Annotated in this window: 17 protein-coding genes; 6 read left to right on the forward strand and 11 right to left on the reverse strand. The window is 50.6% G+C overall.

What is annotated here, in order from left to right:
* Nucleotides 1-27 precede the first annotated feature (27 nt).
* A complete protein-coding gene (gene rraA, locus F3F93_RS02685; RefSeq protein ID WP_176957608.1) occupies nt 28-504 on the reverse strand; it encodes a ribonuclease E activity regulator RraA in 477 nt (158 codons plus the stop codon).
* A 229-nt stretch (nt 505-733) separates the two neighbouring features.
* Here rraA and F3F93_RS02690 point away from each other — a divergent pair, with 229 nt between their 5' ends.
* The 5 genes from F3F93_RS02690 to F3F93_RS02710 all read left to right on the forward strand — a co-directional run bounded on the left by F3F93_RS02690 (nt 734) and on the right by F3F93_RS02710 (nt 5,192).
* Nucleotides 734-961 (forward strand): OadG family transporter subunit, encoded by a 228-nt coding sequence (locus F3F93_RS02690; protein WP_176957609.1) that lies wholly within the window; start codon nt 734-736, stop codon nt 959-961.
* Nucleotides 962-992: 31 nt separating this feature from the next.
* Nucleotides 993-2,774 (forward strand): sodium-extruding oxaloacetate decarboxylase subunit alpha, encoded by a 1,782-nt coding sequence (oadA, locus tag F3F93_RS02695; protein WP_176957610.1) that lies wholly within the window; start codon nt 993-995, stop codon nt 2,772-2,774.
* 35 nt (nt 2,775-2,809) lie between these two features.
* On the forward strand, nt 2,810-3,949 hold the full coding sequence (locus F3F93_RS02700; protein ID WP_176957611.1) for a sodium ion-translocating decarboxylase subunit beta: 1,140 nt from the start codon (nt 2,810-2,812) through the stop codon (nt 3,947-3,949).
* A 29-nt stretch (nt 3,950-3,978) separates the two neighbouring features.
* Nucleotides 3,979-4,431 (forward strand): peptidylprolyl isomerase, encoded by a 453-nt coding sequence (locus F3F93_RS02705; RefSeq protein ID WP_176957612.1) that lies wholly within the window; start codon nt 3,979-3,981, stop codon nt 4,429-4,431.
* A 389-nt stretch (nt 4,432-4,820) separates the two neighbouring features.
* A complete protein-coding gene (locus F3F93_RS02710) occupies nt 4,821-5,192 on the forward strand; it encodes a YbaN family protein (protein ID WP_176957613.1) in 372 nt (123 codons plus the stop codon).
* Between the two features lies 1 nt (nt 5,193).
* Here the strand turns inward: F3F93_RS02710 and F3F93_RS02715 are convergent, their stop codons facing one another.
* The 9 genes from F3F93_RS02715 to F3F93_RS02755 form a co-directional block, all read right to left on the reverse strand.
* A complete protein-coding gene (locus F3F93_RS02715) occupies nt 5,194-5,523 on the reverse strand; it encodes an ASCH domain-containing protein (protein ID WP_176957614.1) in 330 nt (109 codons plus the stop codon).
* Between the two features lie 11 nt (nt 5,524-5,534).
* Nucleotides 5,535-6,029, reverse strand: a complete 495-nt coding sequence (locus tag F3F93_RS02720) for a paraquat-inducible protein A (protein WP_176957615.1) — start codon at nt 6,027-6,029, stop codon at nt 5,535-5,537.
* Nucleotides 6,026-7,408 (reverse strand): DNA recombination protein RmuC, encoded by a 1,383-nt coding sequence (rmuC, locus tag F3F93_RS02725; protein ID WP_241696909.1) that lies wholly within the window; start codon nt 7,406-7,408, stop codon nt 6,026-6,028. Before rmuC ends, F3F93_RS02720 begins: the two co-directional genes overlap by 4 nt.
* Nucleotides 7,409-7,462: 54 nt before the next feature.
* Nucleotides 7,463-10,078 carry an alanine--tRNA ligase gene (gene alaS / locus F3F93_RS02730; protein ID WP_176957616.1) on the reverse strand — a complete coding sequence of 872 codons (2,616 nt, stop codon included), beginning with the start codon at nt 10,076-10,078 and terminating at the stop codon, nt 7,463-7,465.
* 55 nt (nt 10,079-10,133) lie between these two features.
* Nucleotides 10,134-10,604: a regulatory protein RecX gene (locus F3F93_RS02735; RefSeq protein ID WP_176957617.1), complete on the reverse strand. Its 471-nt coding sequence runs from the start codon at nt 10,602-10,604 to the stop codon at nt 10,134-10,136.
* On the reverse strand, nt 10,582-11,589 hold the full coding sequence (gene recA / locus F3F93_RS02740; RefSeq protein WP_176957618.1) for a recombinase RecA: 1,008 nt from the start codon (nt 11,587-11,589) through the stop codon (nt 10,582-10,584). Before recA ends, F3F93_RS02735 begins: the two co-directional genes overlap by 23 nt.
* A complete protein-coding gene (gene thpR / locus F3F93_RS02745; RefSeq protein WP_347239173.1) occupies nt 11,582-12,238 on the reverse strand; it encodes an RNA 2',3'-cyclic phosphodiesterase in 657 nt (218 codons plus the stop codon). Before thpR ends, recA begins: the two co-directional genes overlap by 8 nt.
* Before the next feature lie 244 nt (nt 12,239-12,482).
* Nucleotides 12,483-12,659: a hypothetical protein gene (locus F3F93_RS02750; protein ID WP_176957619.1), complete on the reverse strand. Its 177-nt coding sequence runs from the start codon at nt 12,657-12,659 to the stop codon at nt 12,483-12,485.
* Between the two features lie 267 nt (nt 12,660-12,926).
* Complete coding sequence (locus F3F93_RS02755; RefSeq protein WP_176957620.1) at nt 12,927-14,774, reverse strand: ATP-binding protein; 1,848 nt, start codon at nt 14,772-14,774, stop codon at nt 12,927-12,929.
* 194 nt (nt 14,775-14,968) lie between these two features.
* On the opposite strand from F3F93_RS02755, the gene F3F93_RS02760 reads away from it, so the two are divergent.
* Nucleotides 14,969-16,213, forward strand: coding sequence for a DDE-type integrase/transposase/recombinase (locus tag F3F93_RS02760; protein WP_206675356.1), 1,245 nt, complete (start codon nt 14,969-14,971; stop codon nt 16,211-16,213).
* A 56-nt stretch (nt 16,214-16,269) separates the two neighbouring features.
* On the opposite strand, the gene F3F93_RS02765 is transcribed toward F3F93_RS02760, so the two are convergent.
* Entirely contained in the window at nt 16,270-17,805 is a 1,536-nt protein-coding gene (locus tag F3F93_RS02765) for an alanine/glycine:cation symporter family protein (RefSeq protein WP_176957622.1), read from the reverse strand.
* Nucleotides 17,806-17,931 lie beyond the last annotated feature (126 nt).

The following is a 17,931-nucleotide window of genomic DNA, read 5'->3' on the forward strand; positions in this document are numbered from 1 at the left end:
TAATAAGGAGTAAATCACATACAATCTTTACAGAATAGCGTCTCTGGAGATAACAATGCCATCTTCATCTGCGTAGATATATTCTCCGTCAACAAACAGCACATCAGCAAAACCGAGCGGCACATGCATGACCCCCTGATCCCGCTTAACCGTTTTCCGGGGAGTCGTTGCCAGTGCCTTGACGCCGATATTCACCCCGGCCACATCTGCAGAATCACGAATGCAGCCGTTGATAACCACCCCCTCCCAACCATGAGAGGCACCAAGCGCCGCCATCACATCGCCCATCATGGCGCAACGCATGGAGCCTGCCGAATCAACCACCAGCACCTTACCCCTGCCGTCGGCCTCAAATGCAGCCTTGAGAAAAGTATTATCCTCGAACGCTTTCAGCGTAACAATCTGGCCATAAAACCGCTGTTTACCGCCAAAATCCCTGAATATGGGTGCCGCCACCTGCAGGTTTTCAAGATGCACATCGTACAGATCAGTGGTTTTAAACATTGGGCCCTCTCCAGCACTGCAGTTTCTGGAACGATAGCCAGTTCCACCTTTATTGCACAGCCCAGAAGCATTATCATGCGCCTCCAATCCGGATCGGGACAGTAAACATTGTTGTTCATATCAGGCAGACCATATCAGAAGTGGAAATTCAGAGCCTCTTAACATAGAGTCCTCTGTTTTTAATTTTAAGAGATTCCGGTCTCAAGCAGTATGAGGAGCGTTGTCAGTAATGAATGAACTATTAGCAGCAGGCTTTCAGTTAATGGGCGTGGGAATGGGAGTTGTCTTCCTGTTTCTCGGTCTTCTCGTAGCTGTCATTTCACTGGTTTCCCGCCTCATCCAGAACTTTGAAGCCAAAACTGCCGCTGCTGCCAGTTCCGCTACAGGTAATGACGAAGATTTGATTGAAGTGGTTACAGAAGCTGTAAAGCGCTATCGCGCCGATCACCACCGATAAGCCGAATAGGATATTTAGGAGAAGTTTTCAGATGAATCAACCACTGGGAATAACAGAACTCGTCCTGCGTGACGGCCATCAGTCACTGCTTGCCACACGTATGCGCATTGACGACATGCTACCTATCGCAGAGAAGCTGGACCGTGTTGGTTTCTGGTCTGTGGAGATGTGGGGTGGTGCCACCTTTGACTCCTGCATCCGCTTTCTCGGTGAAGATCCCTGGGAGCGCCTGCGCATCTTAAGCCAGGCGATGCCTAATACCCGTAAACAGATGCTGTTCAGAGGCCAGAATATTCTCGGTTATCGTCACTATGCCGATGATGTTGTAAATGCCTTTGTTGAGCGCGCCGCCAAAAATGGCATGGATGTATTCCGCATCTTTGATGCCATGAATGATATGCGCAATCTGGAAACAGCCGTAAAAGCCACGCTGAATGTAGGTAAGCATGCTCAGGGCACCATCTCCTATACCGTTAGCCCGGTACATACGCTTGATATGTGGATTGATATGGGCAAACAGCTGGAAGATATGGGCTGCCACTCGATCTGCATCAAGGATATGGCTGGCCTGCTCAAACCTTATGTCGCTGAAGAGATAGTCAAACGCCTGAAACAGTCTGTCTCTATTCCAATCTCCCTGCACTGCCATGCCACAACCGGCATGAGCACCTCTACGATCTTGAAAGCGGTTGAGGCCGGCCTGGATGTTGCTGATACCAGCATCTCATCGATGAGCCACACCTATGGTCACTCTGCGACTGAATCTGTCGTTGCCATCCTGGAAGATGAAAAACGCGCAACAGGCCTTGATCTGAAACTGCTGGAAGAGATTGCCGGTGACTTAAGAGAGATTCGCCTTAAATATGAGAGCTTTGAAGGCTCCCTTCGCGGCATCGACTCTCGCATTCTGGTTGCCCAGGTGCCCGGCGGCATGCTCACCAACCTTGAGAGCCAGCTGCAGCAGCAGAACGCTTCCGACCGCTTTGATGAGGTGCTAAAAGAGATTCCCAAGGTTCGCGAAGACCTCGGCTTCCTGCCACTGGTAACCCCTACCTCGCAGATTGTCGGCACCCAGGCTGTATTTAATGTGCTTACCGGTGGTCGTTACCAGACCATCACCAAAGAGACTGCCGGTGTACTCAAAGGTGAGTACGGTAAAACACCTGCAGATGTGAACAAAGAGCTTCAGATTCAGGTGCTTGATGGTGGCAAACCGATCACCTGCCGTCCTGCTGACCTGATCGCTGATGAGATGGATCGTCTGACCGTTGAGCTCTGTGCCATAGCCAATGAGAAAGGCTTTGAACTCTCCGATAAGTTGATCGAAGATGTACTGATCTATGCCCTCTTCCCTCAGGTTGGCCTGAAGTACCTGAAAAACCGTGATAACCCGGAAGCCTTTGAACCGGAGCCATGGCTGGAGAAAGAGCAAGCTGCCAAACCTGCCACGCCTACCGTCGCTGAGCGTTATAACATCACGGTAAATGGCAAGGATTACAGTGTTGTGGTCTCTCCGGATGGTGAAGTCACCTCATTGAGTCCGGCAGCGAGCGCACCCTCTGCACCAGCACCTGCTGCCACACCGGCAGTGAACACACCAGCTACCGCAGTCGGCGCCCCTATGGCCGGCAACATCTTCAAGGTGAATGTCACCCCCAACCAGCAGGTTAAAGATGGCGATGTCATTCTGATCATGGAAGCGATGAAGATGGAGACCGAGGTACGCTCTACCCACAGCGGTACCATCATCAGTGTTGAAGTCAGAGAGGGTGATGCTGTAGATGTTGGTCAAGCACTGGTCACCATTGCCTGATAATTCCGATAAGCAAAGCGAGATAAGAAGTCATTATGCAGAATGAACTGTTAGACAAACTCTGGGTCACCACCGGCATTGCCAACTTTGAATGGGGGCAGCTGCTGATGATCGGCGTTGGCCTGCTACTGCTCTACCTTGCCATTGTCAGGAAATTCGAGCCCCTGCTGCTGGTACCAATCGGTTTTGGTGCTGTCCTGAGTAATATTCCGGTAGCAGCTATTTCAGGCCCTGAAGGCATGCTTGGCATGATCTACCATGTCGGCATTGAAACCGGCATCTTCCCGCTACTGATCTTTATGGGTGTCGGTGCCCTCACCGACTTTGGTGCCCTGATCGCCATGCCGAGAACGCTGATGCTCGGTGCTGCCGCCCAGTTCGGCATCTTCACCACCCTGCTTGGTGCCCTGGCACTCAATGCCATACCCGGCTTTGAGTTCAGTCTCGCTGATGCTGCCGCTATCGGCATTATCGGTGGTGCCGACGGACCAACGGCCATCTTCCTTGCCTCCCGCCTTGCCCCTGATCTGCTTGGCGCAATTGCAGTTGCCGCCTACTCCTATATGGCACTGGTACCACTGATTCAGCCTCCGATCATGAAGCTGCTGACCACAGAGGCCGAGCGTAAAATTAAAATGAAACAGCTGCGCCCTGTCAGCCGCACAGAGAAGATCGTCTTCCCACTCACCGTGCTGCTGCTCTGCGTGATCTTCCTTCCTACTGCAGCACCACTGATCGGCATGCTCACCTTCGGTAACCTGCTGCGTGAATGTGGCGTTGTGGATCGTCTGTCAAATGCATCACAAAATGAGATTATCAACATCACCACCATCTTCCTTGGTCTGGCTGTTGGCTCCAAACTCTCAGCTGATAAGTTCCTCAATGTCGAGACGCTGGGTATTCTGATTCTCGGCATGCTGGCCTTTGCTGTGGGCACTGCTGCAGGCATCCTGATGGGTAAACTGATGTGCCGCTTAAGTGGCGGCAAAATCAATCCACTGATCGGTGCTGCAGGTGTGTCTGCTGTACCAATGGCTGCACGTGTTGTGAACAAGGTTGGTCTGGAAGCGGATCATCACAACTTCCTGCTGATGCATGCTATGGGCCCGAATGTGGCAGGTGTCATCGGCTCCGCTGTTGCCGCCGGTATCCTGCTGGCCATTGTCGGCGGTTAACCGCTCTTCAGTCACAGAACCGTTCTGAGATGCCAATATCTGCCAATGCAGTCGTATCAATTCACTATACGTTAACCCACCCGGGTGGCGATATCATTGAATCCTCACGTGATGGTGCCCCCCTTACCTATACCCACGGTACAGAAGCACTGGTCCCCGGTCTTGAAAGAGCATTGCATGGTAAAACTGCCGGTGAACGGATCACTGTCAGCATCAAACCTGAAGAGGGATATGGCCTGCGCAGCGATGAACTGATCCAGTCGATTCCACGCAGCGTCTTCCATTTTGATGGTGAGATCGTACCCGGCATGCGTTTTCAGGCTGATTCAGGGCGTGGCATCGAGCTGGTAACCGTGATGCAGGTGAATGAGTCGGATATTATCGTTGATGCCAATCACCCCATGGCCGGTGAAACCCTCAACTTTGATGTCGAGATCATTACTGTCGAAGAGGGACAAGAGGAAGAGATTCCAGTCTCATAACAGCTCATTTCTGGTTGCAAAAAACGATCAATTCTGGTATAAATATTCCTGCTTGGAGAGTAGATCTCACAATAAGGAGAACGCTTATGCTAGGTAGACACCAACGCACCTCCCCTGAGGAGACCACACTGATCACCGTAGGCTGGAAACAACTTCACAGTTGGCATACTCAGGAGAAAAGACGTCTGAAAAGAGCCATGAATAAACGTCTGAGGCGAGATGAAAAACTAGAGATCAATCGGGATCTCCTCCTTACAGCCACGTTAATTAACAACTAAAAACAAAGCCCTCCGATTGCTTCTAAATAAAAGCCGGAGGGCTTTTCTGTATTTGAGTGCGATAAACAATCAACTATATGGTTATATATTCAGAACGAATATAATTCCCACATGATACTCTACAAGGCATTGGGCTTTCTCTTTCTCGGACTCGGTTTTATCGGTGCTTTTCTTCCCTTGCTACCCACCACGCCATTCATCCTTCTGGCCGCAGGCTGCTTTGCAAAATCTTCCGAACGCTGGCATCGCTGGTTGTTGGCCAACCGAACCTTCGGCCCGATGATCAGAAACTGGCAGCAGCACCAGTGCATCTCCTGTAATTCAAGGCGCATTGCACTGCTGTCGGTGATTCTGTTTGGTGGTTACTCCGTGGCATTTACTCTAGCCAACCCCTATCTCATCGCCTTTGGTGCAGCCCTGATCCTCTTTACCGTCACCTACCTGCTGCGCATGAAACTATGCGATGTAGAGCAGTCAGAATAATTTAGACCTTACGCTGAAAACAGTGTACCCAAACCTGAGCATCACTTTGCCACTGCATACCTTTATGCATCCTCAGAATCAGCGATTTATAAGCTTCAAATGATTCATAACCTTCAGCTTTTGCATCCGCATCACTCATGTCACCAAGCTTTTGTCGTTTCAGATCAGTCACAATAAATGGCACACCATCAAGCTCAAACACTTCACCCGGATAGGCATATATGCCATCACGTCTCTGCTCGGTTTTACTGTCTGCCAATGCAGCAGACACCAACTTCGGATGCCTTACAAGTCGATCTGTTTCACATGTTTTCTCAGGAAATCCACTCAAATTTTAACCACCTATGAGACGGGCCTTAATGCATAATCTTTTAACAAGCGATGTACAAGCAGCATACTGGTGATAACACCTGTGCCAAAGACAAATAGCCCCGCATGCACTTCAAGAGTGGCGATCAAACCCAGTTTTACCGTAGCCGCCAGAATGGCAATCACAAACACATCTGTCATCGACCACTTTCCGACAATAGCCAGACGATTCACAATTGTTAGTTTGCGTTCCGTATTCTTGATACTGTTACTCACCAGTAGAAATGAGAGCACCATTTTGTAGATCGGCAGTGCAATACTGAATGCAAAGAGAATCAGAAACAGAAACAGCTCCCCCTCCTCAAGCAGATAGATCACACCGCCGAGTAGAGAAAAGGTGTCATCAAAGATGTAGAACTTATGAAAGGAGAACATCGGCAGAGCCATACCGGCCAGCAACAGCAGTGACGACGTAAGCCATAGCAGGTATCCGGGCAAATCACTTTGAGAAGAAGCGCCTGAGTTCACAACTGCTCTTCTGGCTGATCCTGCAGTGCTGCTGTTTCAGTCAGATGTTTGGGCAGCTCTTTTTTGGTCTTGCCTGCCAGCTTACCCAACGTATCAATCTGGCTAATCACATTGCCCGGGCCGGTTTTGATACGATTCAGTGATGTGTCAAAGGCCTTCTGGGCCTGATCCAGACGCATGCCGATCTCTTCAAACGACTCCACAAACGAGGCCATCTTGTCATGTAACTTTCCGGCACGATCAATCAACCTCACCATATTCTCACTCTGCTTTTCCGCTCTCCAGAGCTGCTCAACCAGCTTAAGTGTTGCATAGAGCGTTGAGGGGGTTACCACAGCCACTCCCTTCTCAAAGGCCGCTTCGAATACGCCCTGGTCTGCCTCGATGGCCATCATGTAGGCACCTTCAATGGGCATAAACATCAACACATAATCAGGTGAATTCAGGCCGGGAAGATGTGCATAATGTTTATCAGCAAGCCCCTTGATATGGCTCTTCATGCTGCCCACAAGAGCCTTTATATGCCTGCTTCGCTCACTTGTGTCAGAAGCGGAGATCGCCCTCTCATAATCGGTCAGTGAGACCTTGGAGTCGATAATGATGTGCTTCTCACCGGGCATACGAACAATCACATCCGGGCGCAGACGTCTGTTCACATCAATCGTAGTGGAATCCTCACGCAGAAACTCGTGACCTTCACGCAAACCGGACGTCTCCAGTATCCGCTCGAGAATCATCTCACCCCAGTTACCCTGCGCTTTACTCTCACCTTTGAGCGCCTGAGTCAGACCAACGGCATCCTCACTCATTTGGCGATTAAGCTTCTCCAGTTGCGCCAGATGCTCTTTCAGGGAGGCGCGATCTTTGGAATCGGTCAGGTGGACATCATCCACGCGCTTGCGGAACTCACTGAGCTGTTCACGCATCGGCTTGAGCACTTCATCGATACTGTTGCGGTTCTGTTCGGAGAAGGTTTTACCGCGCTCCTCAAAAATCTGGTTAGCCAGAATTTTGAATTCGTTACCGAGTTTACTCTTCGCATCTTCAAGAAGTGCCAGCTTCTCAGCAGCAGCTTTTCGCTCCTCGCTACTGCGCGTTTCAAGCTCACGGATATTGGCTTTGGCGTCGGAGATTTCCCGGTTCAACCCATCAACAGCGGCACTGCTCGCTGCCAGCCTCTGCTCAAGATCAGCAATATGCATCTCTGAGTTGCGCAGCTGTTCTGAGAGCTGAACACGGTTCATCTTCAGTTCAGTGGACTCCTGAATGTGGGAGCCCACCAGCAGCTCCTTCGAAGCCAAATCCGCTTCAAGTTCGTTGATCTTCCTGTTCTGATTATGACAGGTAAGCAGCCAGCCAAGCAGGAGTAGTGCAGTCAAAATAAGTAGCCCAATGACTACAGGCTCGTTAACTACTCCCCAATCAATCAATGGTTACCCTTTCAAAAGCCCTGAAACAGCCGCCAGCGCCTCTTTCAGTTTATCAGGCTCGGTACCACCGGCCATCGCCATGTCGGGTTTACCGCCGCCTTTACCACCACAGATGATCGCCACTTCACGGACAATATTGCCTGCATTGTACGTGCCAACCAGATCAGCCGTAACACCGGCCACCAGCTGTACCTTCGGGCCATTTTTCATACCGAACACCAGCACACCGGATTTCATCTTACCCTTGGCTTTATCCATGAAGTCGCGCATATCCTTCACGCCACTCACTTCAGCAGCCAGCAACTTCACACCATTAACCTCAACAGCTGTTGTAATCAGATCATCGAGCAGTCCGGTAGACTGTTTGGCACGCAGGCTGGTCAGCTCTTTCTCACTCTCTTTGAGTTTGCTCTGCAGATTTGCAACCGCATCAGCAGCCTCAAATGGACGTACCTTTAATGCACCGGCCGCCTCATTCAGCGTATCAATATCGGCAATCAAACTCTGATAGGCTGCTGGTCCTGTCACCGCTTCAATACGGCGCACACCTGCTGCAATACCGGTTTCCGAAAGAATACGGAACAGGCCGATATCACCGCTACGTTTGACATGCGTACCACCACAAAGCTCGGTAGAGAAGCCTGCAGAGACCACACGCACCTCATCACCATACTTCTCGCCAAACAGTGCCATAGCACCGGAAGCAACCGCCTCATCCTGTGTCATCAACTTGGTCTCAACAGGATCATTGGCCCAGACTGCCGCATTCACCGCCGCCTCAATCCTCTTCAAATCTTCTTTAGAAACAGGCTGGAAGTGATTGAAATCAAAACGTAATCTTTCAGGATTAACAAGCGAACCCGCCTGTTTCACATGCTCACCCAGAACATCTCGCAACACTGCATGCATCAGATGTGTTGCCGTGTGATTGCGACGAATCGCATCACGGCGCTCACCGCCTACAGAGAGTTGCCCGACACGCTGAACAGCAAATGAACCACGGCTCACCCTGCCCACATGCACGAACAGATCGGAGAGAAGTTTCTTGGTATCGGTGACCACAAACTCCGCCTCTGCAGAGATGATCAAACCGGTATCACCCACCTGACCGCCGGACTCGCCATAAAACGGGGTCTGATTACAGATCAACCACGCCTCTTCGCCCTCAACGATCGATTCAACAGCTTCACCATCTCTGATCAGGCCGGTAATCACACCTTCGGCATTGAGGGTGGTATAACCGAGGAACTCGGTCGGGCCATGTTTCTCGCGCAACTCAAACAGCGCCTTGGGCAGACTCGCTTCGCCACTCCCGCCCCATGCCGCACGCGCTCGCGTACGCTGCTCATCCATGCAGGTTTCAAAACCGGCCATATCAAGAGCAATATTCGAACCTTTAAGAATATCGGCAGTCAGATCGGTCGGAAAACCGAAGGTATCGTATAAGGTAAACAGGGTTTTGCCCGGAATTACACCACCCTCGCCTGCATCGGCTACGGCCTGCTCCACCAACTTCAAACCCTTATCCAGCGTTTTGATAAAACGCTCTTCCTCAATACGAATCACCTGCTCAATATTGCCCTGGCTTTCGCGCAGTTCGACATAGTGGTTGCCCATCTCACGAACCAGTGCATCAACAAGTTTGTAGATAAATGCTTCCTGCTTACCAAGCAGGCGGCCATGACGACAGGCACGGCGCAGAATTCGCCTCAGCACGAAGCCGCGCCCCTCATTGCTGGGTAACACACCGTCAGCAAGCAAAAACGCCACAGAGCGCAGATGATCGGCCAGAACACGCAGGGATACGTCAGCCTCTGCATTGGCTCCGAACTGAACACCGGTCTCTCTGCATGCAGCAGCAATCAGGGCTTTGAACAGATCGATATCGTAGTTGTTGTGAACGCCCTGCATCACTGCAGTGATGCGCTCCAGTCCCATGCCGGTATCCACCGATGGTTTAGGCAGTGGCGTCAACTCCCCCGCTTCATTGCGGTCATACTGCATAAAGACGAGATTCCATATCTCGATAAAACGGTCGCCATCCTCTTCCGGTGTGCCCGGAGGGCCACCCCAGACATCTGCACCGTGATCAAAGAATATCTCGGAACATGGGCCACAGGGGCCGGTATCACCCATCGACCAGAAGTTATCCTTGGCACCGATACGGGCAATTTTGTCGACAGGCACACCGATCTCATTCACCCAGATATCGTAAGCCTCATCATCCTCTTCAAAGACGGTGACAAACAGGCGATCGGCATCAAGCTTCATCTCAACAGTCAGGAACTCCCAGGCATAGCGAATTGAATCATGCTTGAAATAGTCGCCGAAGGAGAAGTTACCAAGCATCTCAAAAAAGGTGTGGTGGCGGGCAGTATGGCCGACATTTTCCAGATCGTTGTGTTTACCACCGGCACGCACACACTTCTGACTCGAGGCGGCAGTCACATAGGGGCGGGACTCATTACCGAGAAAAACATGTTTAAACGGAACCATGCCTGCATTGGTAAACATCAGGGTAGGATCACCATGCGGTACCAGTGAGCTTGAAGCCACGACCTCGTGCCCTTTGGATGCAAAGTAATCTAAAAATTTCTGTCGAATCTCGGACGTTTTCACCGGGAATCCTCCGCCTTATTCAAATAACAGCTGTGTGCAAAGCCTTGGCTCTTCATCATCGCTGTTTTAGTACGCGCAGAATCGTAGCACTGTTATGCCCCTTATTCCGCAAAAAACGGGCCTGACGCTGCCAGACCCGCTCCTCTTCAAACCTTATACCACCCGGATCACGCTGATCCAGCAGTTCACGACAGGCCTGCTCATCATCGTAATCCTCACTAAGCTCAGCAAGCGCTGCCTGCAGTGCAGAGGATTCAGCCCCTTTCTGTCTGGCCTTCTGCGCCGCCAGCCATGGGGCTTCGCCCCGTTTCATGCGCGAGCGCAGAAAAGCCTCGGCATAACGCTGTTCACTCAGGTAGTTGTCAGACTTAAGTTGCCTGATAACCACGTCAACGATCGCTTCATCATAATCGCGAGCGGCAAGACGCTCACGCATCTCACGGGTATTAAACTCACGCTGACTCAATAATCGGACAGCATAACTGTATGCTGCCAGCTGCTCTTTATTCAGCGCCTGCAACCTCATCAATCAAACCGAGCTCGCTGCGCACCTTGTTCTCAATCTCAGCCAGAATCTCAGGGTTGGCCTTAAGGAAATTGATGGTGTTATCCCGGCCCTGTCCAATCTTCTCATTATCCTTGGCATACCAGGCTCCGCTCTTATTCACGAAGCCGTACTGCACGCCCATATCAAGTACTTCACCGGCATGGGACACACCCTCACCGTACATGATCGAGAACTCAGCTTTTTTGAACGGAGGTGCCATCTTGTTTTTCACAACCTTCACACGCGTCTCATTACCGAGGATCTCATCACCCTTCTTGATCGAACCGGTACGGCGCACATCAAGCCTCACTGAGGCGTAAAACTTCAGCGCATTACCACCGGTGGTGGTTTCCGGATTGCCGAACATCACACCGATCTTCATACGAATCTGATTGATGAAAATGATTGTTGTCTTAGAGCGCGAAATCGAGCCGGTGAGTTTACGCAACGCCTGACTCATCAGGCGTGCATGCAGGCCCATGTGCGAATCGCCCATGTCACCTTCCAGCTCCGATTTCGGCGTCAGGGCCGCTACGGAGTCGACCACGATCACATCAAGCGCACCTGAGCGGGTCAGCATATCCACCACCTCCAGCGCCTGTTCGCCGGAATCAGGCTGTGAAACCAGAAGGTTATCCACATCCACACCAAGCTTTTCAGCATAATTGGGGTCCAGGGCATGCTCTGCATCAACAAAGGCAGCCGAACCACCCATACGCTGCGCTTCAGCAATGGCGTGCAGCGCCATCGTGGTCTTACCTGATGACTCAGGCCCGTAGATCTCAATGACACGACCGCGTGGGTAACCACCGATACCGAGTGCAACATCGAGTGCCAGAGAGCCACTTGGAATCACCTCGACAGGCACCTTGGCATTATCACCCAGACGCATCACCGTGCCTTTACCGAACTGACGTTCAATCTGGCTCAGTGCGGATTCCAGTGCTTTACTTTTATCAGACATATTTTCCCCTCGTTCGAAATCCCGAACTGTTCAATTCAAATCTTTCCAGCCGCCGGTATTGTGGCCCCTTCGGGCCTAAAATGGACTGGTACAGGTTAATCCTGTCCGCACGCCAGCTCACCTCTGGCACATCCGCCATCATCTGCAGCCGCTGCAGATCTACAGCCTCATGGTGCGTGATGGATCTGGCAACCGTAATATGGGGTTGAAAAGCCGCCTCTCTGGCAGTGCGTTTGCGAACCGTAGCATGCCCAGCCCGTCTGCAACAACGGGCAAGATGTTTAAGGCTATTGCAATCGGAGTCTTCCTCAACGCCCACCCAGAACACGCGTGCTTTTGATGGCTTGGGAAACAGGCCGGATGCAGCCGTTTTCAGTCTGAGAGGCGCCACATCAGATGTGCACCGGAGCAGTTCTTCGGCAATATTGTCGGCCTCAAAACCGGAGACCTCACCATAAAAAGCCAGCGTCAGATGCCACAGGTGCGGTGACACTGGTCGCCACAAATCGGGATCCAGTGCGCCACCCACCCCTGCCCACCAGAGCATGATCTGATCTTTGACAGGCGTGGGGATCTCAATTCCGGCAAACAGGCGCATAGCGGAATCATAGAAGAGTGTCAGATAAAACACCCACTTATTTCGAGCCACAAAAAAGGCAGAAGTTTACACTCCTGCCCTGTCACTCTGCTATCAGACTGCATCAACTGTGCAGCCAATTAACGATTTATGTGTTGATGGCGTTTAGAAGCCGCCGTTCAGCCACTCCGGCACATCATACATCACACCGTTATAGGCGCGCTGAAATACAGCATCACTTCGGTCGTCCATCTGAATCATTACTGTTTTTTTGCGAAAACTCATTTGATCTCCTCTCTGTTGTTCGAAATCGCGATTAAACCATCACCTGATAAGATGCGTAAAAACACGCTCCGGAACTATCTTCATAACCATGGGCATCTGCAGGTTCATCACCGAATATCTGGCAAATTGCAGTTGCAGCCACCACCTGGCTCTCATACTTAAGGCTGTTGATTGCAATGCTATCCATCATATTGTTAAGAAAACCCATGTTGACCTCCTTGCCGGCGACCACCAGATCACCTGCTCACAGAGCGAATCATAGTGATCGAGAATGAGCCGGATGTGAGTCCAGTCACACGCAGAAGATTTAAAATCATGCACGCTAAGTGCTTGATGTTGTGAGCAAAGAAACAATAACACAAGGTGAATGCCGCGAAGCGGCAGAGAAGGCAGCCTGGGCTGCTTTTTCATTTGCGTGCTGAATATCTACACGGATGTAGTTATTCAGAGCATCCTTAATATTACTAAAGATGGTTCAAGAGAGTTTGTCGCGAATCGCCCTGCACAACTCATCAACAATAAGCGGCTTGTTCAGGACACTTTCCCATTCGCTAACCATTTCACAAGTCGATTGATGGTCTCTGTCGTAGCCGGTCACAAAAAGAATTTTCACGTCAGGATTAATCTTACGTATCTGCTCAGCTGCAGCAGGCCCACCCAGCACAGGCATTACCACATCCATCAATACCAGGTCGATGGTTTCACCACGGTGGCGATAAATATCCAGCGCCTGAAATCCATTTTTTGCTGTCATCACCTGGTAACCAAGCTCGACAAGCAGCTGTTCATTTGCCTCCAGCAGTGATTCATCATCATCGACCAGAAGAATCGTCTCCTGACGACCCTCTTCAATCACACTGTTTATTGGATGTGCTTCCTCCTGCTCATCCACGATGGGGAAATAGATACTGAAGCGTGTGCCCGACTCCGGATAGCTGACCACATCAATATAGCCACCGTGAGAGTGAACAGCGCCATAGACCATAGCGAGCCCGAGTCCGGTTCCGGAACCGATCTCCTTGGTGGTATAAAAGGGTTCAAAAATGTGGCTGACTTCAGAGTCACTCATGCCACAGCCGTTATCCTGTACCGAGAGGATGGTGTAGTTCCCGGGCAGTATCTCCTGCTGGTTTTTGGTAATCGACTGATCAACCCTGCTCGGTGTCAGAGAGACTGATATGAAAGGAGCCTCGACACCTTTAAGTGCATCACGGGCATTATTCATCAAGTTCATCAGAATCTGCTGAATCTGGGTCGCCTCCCCCCGGATCATCTGATCCTCCTGTGGAAACTGACACTCACAGCGAATATCGGCAGGTATGGATATCTTCGCCAGCTTGTACGCCTCTTTGATATAGAGACTCAGATCAAACACCTTAAGCTGCACATCATCTTTGCGGGCAAAGGTCATCAGCTGACGGATCATATCTGCCGCATGCATGGTCAGATCACCGATCTTATCGATTCGCTTCTTGAGGTCAGGAGCTTCTACTTTACGTTGCAGCAGATAGAGGTTTGCCGAAATCCCGGAGAGCATATTATTAAAATCGTGGGCAATGCCTCCCACCAGTGTACCAAGTGCATCCATCTTCTGGGCATGCTGATATTTCATCTCAGCAAGTTCAAACTGCTGAATCGCCTTGATCTTCTCATCCACTTCGCGGCTCAGTTTTTCATTGATCTGCTGCAACTGGAGCGTGCGAAGTTGTACAACATGTTCCAGGTCCGCCTTGGACTCTTTAAGATTCTGTTCACTCTCTTTCAGTCTCTTGTTAACACCATTAAGATGAAACTGACGCCTCTCCTGTTGACGCTGAAACAGGAAAGCAATGGCAGCAAAAACCAGGAACATGGTGGGTGCAAAACTGAGGGTGTCGTGATGATAGGTAAAATCGATTACCTTCAGACCATGCAACAGAAGTAGCGAAGCATAGAACAGGGTAAATGCACCACACCAGTACCACCCCAGACGAACCCCCATCAACATAAATGCCGCAAACGGGAATATCTGGGCCCAGTAGATGCCTGTATTGCCAATGCCGCCATCAATAATCAGCAGCCCCAGAACAATAAAAAGAGTACTGAGCAGAACTTCCCGAGGATAGGGCAACCATCGCTGTTTGAGACCCGTTAGCAGCCACGGGATCAGCACAACAGCAGAGATCATCTGTGTCAGTGAAAGAAGTTGCAGGCCATGCATGTAGTTGATATAACTGAATAAGATCTCAAGCAGCACCGAGAAGGAATAGAAGACAAGCAACAGGCCATGCTGACTCTTCTCATCTGGTGCAGCGCCTTCGTATCCGGAAAAAATATAGTTCATCTACAACTGCCCTTCCTGGACCATGGCAACTCCTGTGACGAATCAAATTGGGCTGTCTCCATCATACTACGACGACAGCTTGCATCTGTTATAGCACAAAATATTAAAACCACCTAAGCATAGTCTTTTCCAATATGAAATAATGAGTCTGAAATCAAAGTTGTTCTGTCCATCATATGGAGATGCTGATCCAGATGGACGAAAGGAAAATCAAAACAGTTGCAGATATTTCTGCCCTGCTGGCAGGAACAGATCAAGCTGACCTGAAACTTCAGGGCAGCAAAGATGACATTTATGCTTGGGTAGAACGGACGCTGAATCGACTCCGATATGGCAGGCTGAGTAAAAAAGAAAAAGGACAGGTTCTGCGATATTTGATTCAGTTGTCAGGTTACTCCAGGCAACAGATAACACGTCTGATTACCCGCCACCGGGAAACAGGGCACATTCACCGCAGACAACGCACAACCAATGGCTTCAAGCCGAAGTTCACACGCGAAGACATCATACTTCTGGCCGAGGTGGATCAGCTCGTCGATAGTGCTTCCGGCACAACCATCAAGGTCTACTGCCAAAGGGCTTATGAGCTATTCGGAGATCAGCGTTTTGCCAGGCTGGCTAATATCTCCGTCTCACACCTGTATAATCTGCGAGCGAACAATATCTATCGTCGTTGCAGGAGGGTTTATACCAAAACCAATCCTGTTCAGGTGCCTATAGGAGAGCGCCGCAAACCAAGACCAGACGGTCAACCGGGCTACCTGCGTATTGATAGTGTGCATCAGGGCGATATGGACAAGAAGAAAGGCGTTTATCACATCAATGCCGTTGATGAGGTGACCCAGTGGGAGGTGGTTGTAACTGTGCAGCGCATCCAAGAAGAGTTCACCATCCCCGCTCTGAAATCACTACTCAAACAGATCCCGTTTGAGGTCAAAGGGTTTCATTCAGATAACGGTTCAGAATACATCAACCGCTACGTTGCTGAGCTGCTCAATAAGCAGATGATTCGGATGACCAAATCACGCTCTCGACACTGCAACGACAATGCGTTGGCTGAAAGCAAGAACGGAGCGGTAGTGCGCAAGGCATTCGGGCGGGTACATATCCCGCAACTCCATGCTGAACTGATCGACAGCTTCAACAGGAAACACCTCAACCCCTGCCTGAATTACCATCGTCCCTGCCACTTTCCGAGTATCGAAACTGATGCCAAAGGAAAACAGAAAAAACGCTATCGCGTCGAGGATATGATGACGCCTTATGAGAAGCTCAAATCACTAAAAAATGCCGAGCAGTATCTCAAGCCGAACCTCTCATTCCAGTGGCTCGACACTATCGCAAAAAGATACTCCGACCTTGACGCATGGAGGCAATTACGAAACGCTCGCAGAATCTTGTTCAAAACAATCTTTGGGCAGAACAACGAAGCAGCATAAACTACAAAACATGCTCTCAGCTTTCAGACTCATTTATGGATTGGAAAATACTAGCATCAACGCCAGCGGTGGTACCGCCCCACCTCTCGATCCAGCTGACCGCTGCGCAGACGAGCCATATAATCTTTCAGGGCATCGCCCACCTTGTCCTGTAACAGATAGAGGGCGAGGAAGTTCGGGAATGCCATGGAGAGCAGCAGGAGATCACTGAAATCAAGGATATTGCCTGCACTCACCAGCGAGGCCAGTACAATGAACATAAGAAACATCAATCGATAGACCATCGAGAAACGCTCCCCGAAGACATAGGTCCAGCAGCGCTCACCATAATAGGACCATGAGATCATCGTCGAGTAGGCAAACAGCACCACTGAAACAGAGAGAATTACCGGGAACCATGAGATGACCGAACCAAAGGCTACAGCAGTCAGCGCGGCGCCCTTGCTGGCCTCAACCAGTGTGGCATGTTCCGGCGCGTTATAAACACCGGTCAGGATGATCACCAGCGCTGTCATGGTACAGATCACCACCGTATCGATGAACGGTTCATAGAGTGCTACAAAGCCCTGACGTACCGGATATTTCACCGATGCTGCAGAGTGGGCAATCGCCGCAGATCCGATTCCCGCTTCACTGGAGAATGCAGCGCGTTTAAAGCCCTGTACCAGTACACCGATCATACCTCCGGCAACCGCAGTCGGTGCAAATGCTTCGGTAAATATCAAACCGATGGCAGCCGGAACATCGGCAATGTAGGTCAGGATAATCCACAGACATGCCGTGAGATAGATAAACACCATTGTCGGCACCAGTGCCTCTGCAGCATGTGCAATGCGTTTGATACCACCGATAATCACGATACCCACAGCTGTCGCCATAAACACACCGAATACCCACGGATAATCTTTGAAGAAGGAGATCTCATTCTGAACTGCACCCAGCGCCTGAGATACCTGAAAGGCATTGCCGCCACCCAGAGAGGCACCAACACAGAGAATAGCAAACAGCACCGCCAGAGCCTTACCTGTCCCGGCCATCCCCTTCTCGGCAAAACCTCTGGAGAGATACTGCATTGCGCCACCCATCACATGGCCATCAGGGCGGAATTCACGGTAGATCTGGGCCAGTGTTACCTCTGTAAACTTGGCGGTCATGCCGAAGAATCCGGCAACTATCATCCAGAAGGTTGCACCGGGGCCACCAATACTGACTGCGATGGCCACACCTGCGATATTTCCCAGCCCCACGGTTGCTGAGAGTGCTGTGGTCAGCGCCTGGAATGGGGAGACCTCACCGATATCGTCTGTTGATCGGTATCTGCCTCTGAGCACCTGCAAGGCATGGCCCATCATACGCAGATTGATAAAACCAAAACGGATGGTGAGATAGACGGCACCGACAATCAGCCAGGCGACAATAAACGGCATCGCACCATCGCCCGGCATCACATCATAAAAGAGTACCGATGCCAGATAACCGTTCAGGGTACCAAAAAATGCATCTACACCTACCGCTTCGCTTTCGGCGAAAGCAAGCTGGGCCGGTAGCAGCAGCGAAATGAACAGTGTTATTTTAAGCATGATCTCTCGCATAGATTACCCTCCCCGGCATGTTGAAACTATGCCTAAACAAGGCAACAATGAAAACCCGACAGCTGCGACGCTTAAAGTCATCTCAATGCCTGCTCTGTTTTCACTGAAGCGGCATACAAATTCAAA

It is taken from the genome of Mariprofundus sp. KV (genome assembly GCF_013387475.1).
Lineage (GTDB): Bacteria > Pseudomonadota > Zetaproteobacteria > Mariprofundales > Mariprofundaceae > Mariprofundus.

What these genes read in the sequence shown, in the direction of transcription:
- rraA (WP_176957608.1), bottom strand. Translation starts at nt 504, where the DNA reads ATGTTTAAAACCACTGATCTGTACGATGTGCATCTTGAAAACCTGCAG.
- F3F93_RS02690 (WP_176957609.1), top strand. Translation starts at nt 734, where the DNA reads ATGAATGAACTATTAGCAGCAGGCTTTCAGTTAATGGGCGTGGGAATG.
- oadA (WP_176957610.1), top strand. Translation starts at nt 993, where the DNA reads ATGAATCAACCACTGGGAATAACAGAACTCGTCCTGCGTGACGGCCAT.
- F3F93_RS02700 (WP_176957611.1), top strand. Translation starts at nt 2,810, where the DNA reads ATGCAGAATGAACTGTTAGACAAACTCTGGGTCACCACCGGCATTGCC.
- F3F93_RS02705 (WP_176957612.1), top strand. Translation starts at nt 3,979, where the DNA reads ATGCCAATATCTGCCAATGCAGTCGTATCAATTCACTATACGTTAACC.
- F3F93_RS02710 (WP_176957613.1), top strand. Translation starts at nt 4,821, where the DNA reads ATGATACTCTACAAGGCATTGGGCTTTCTCTTTCTCGGACTCGGTTTT.
- F3F93_RS02735 (WP_176957617.1), bottom strand. Translation starts at nt 10,604, where the DNA reads ATGAGGTTGCAGGCGCTGAATAAAGAGCAGCTGGCAGCATACAGTTAT.
- recA (WP_176957618.1), bottom strand. Translation starts at nt 11,589, where the DNA reads ATGTCTGATAAAAGTAAAGCACTGGAATCCGCACTGAGCCAGATTGAA.
- F3F93_RS02750 (WP_176957619.1), bottom strand. Translation starts at nt 12,659, where the DNA reads ATGGGTTTTCTTAACAATATGATGGATAGCATTGCAATCAACAGCCTT.
- F3F93_RS02755 (WP_176957620.1), bottom strand. Translation starts at nt 14,774, where the DNA reads ATGAACTATATTTTTTCCGGATACGAAGGCGCTGCACCAGATGAGAAG.
- F3F93_RS02760 (WP_206675356.1), top strand. Translation starts at nt 14,969, where the DNA reads ATGGACGAAAGGAAAATCAAAACAGTTGCAGATATTTCTGCCCTGCTG.
- F3F93_RS02765 (WP_176957622.1), bottom strand. Translation starts at nt 17,805, where the DNA reads ATGCGAGAGATCATGCTTAAAATAACACTGTTCATTTCGCTGCTGCTA.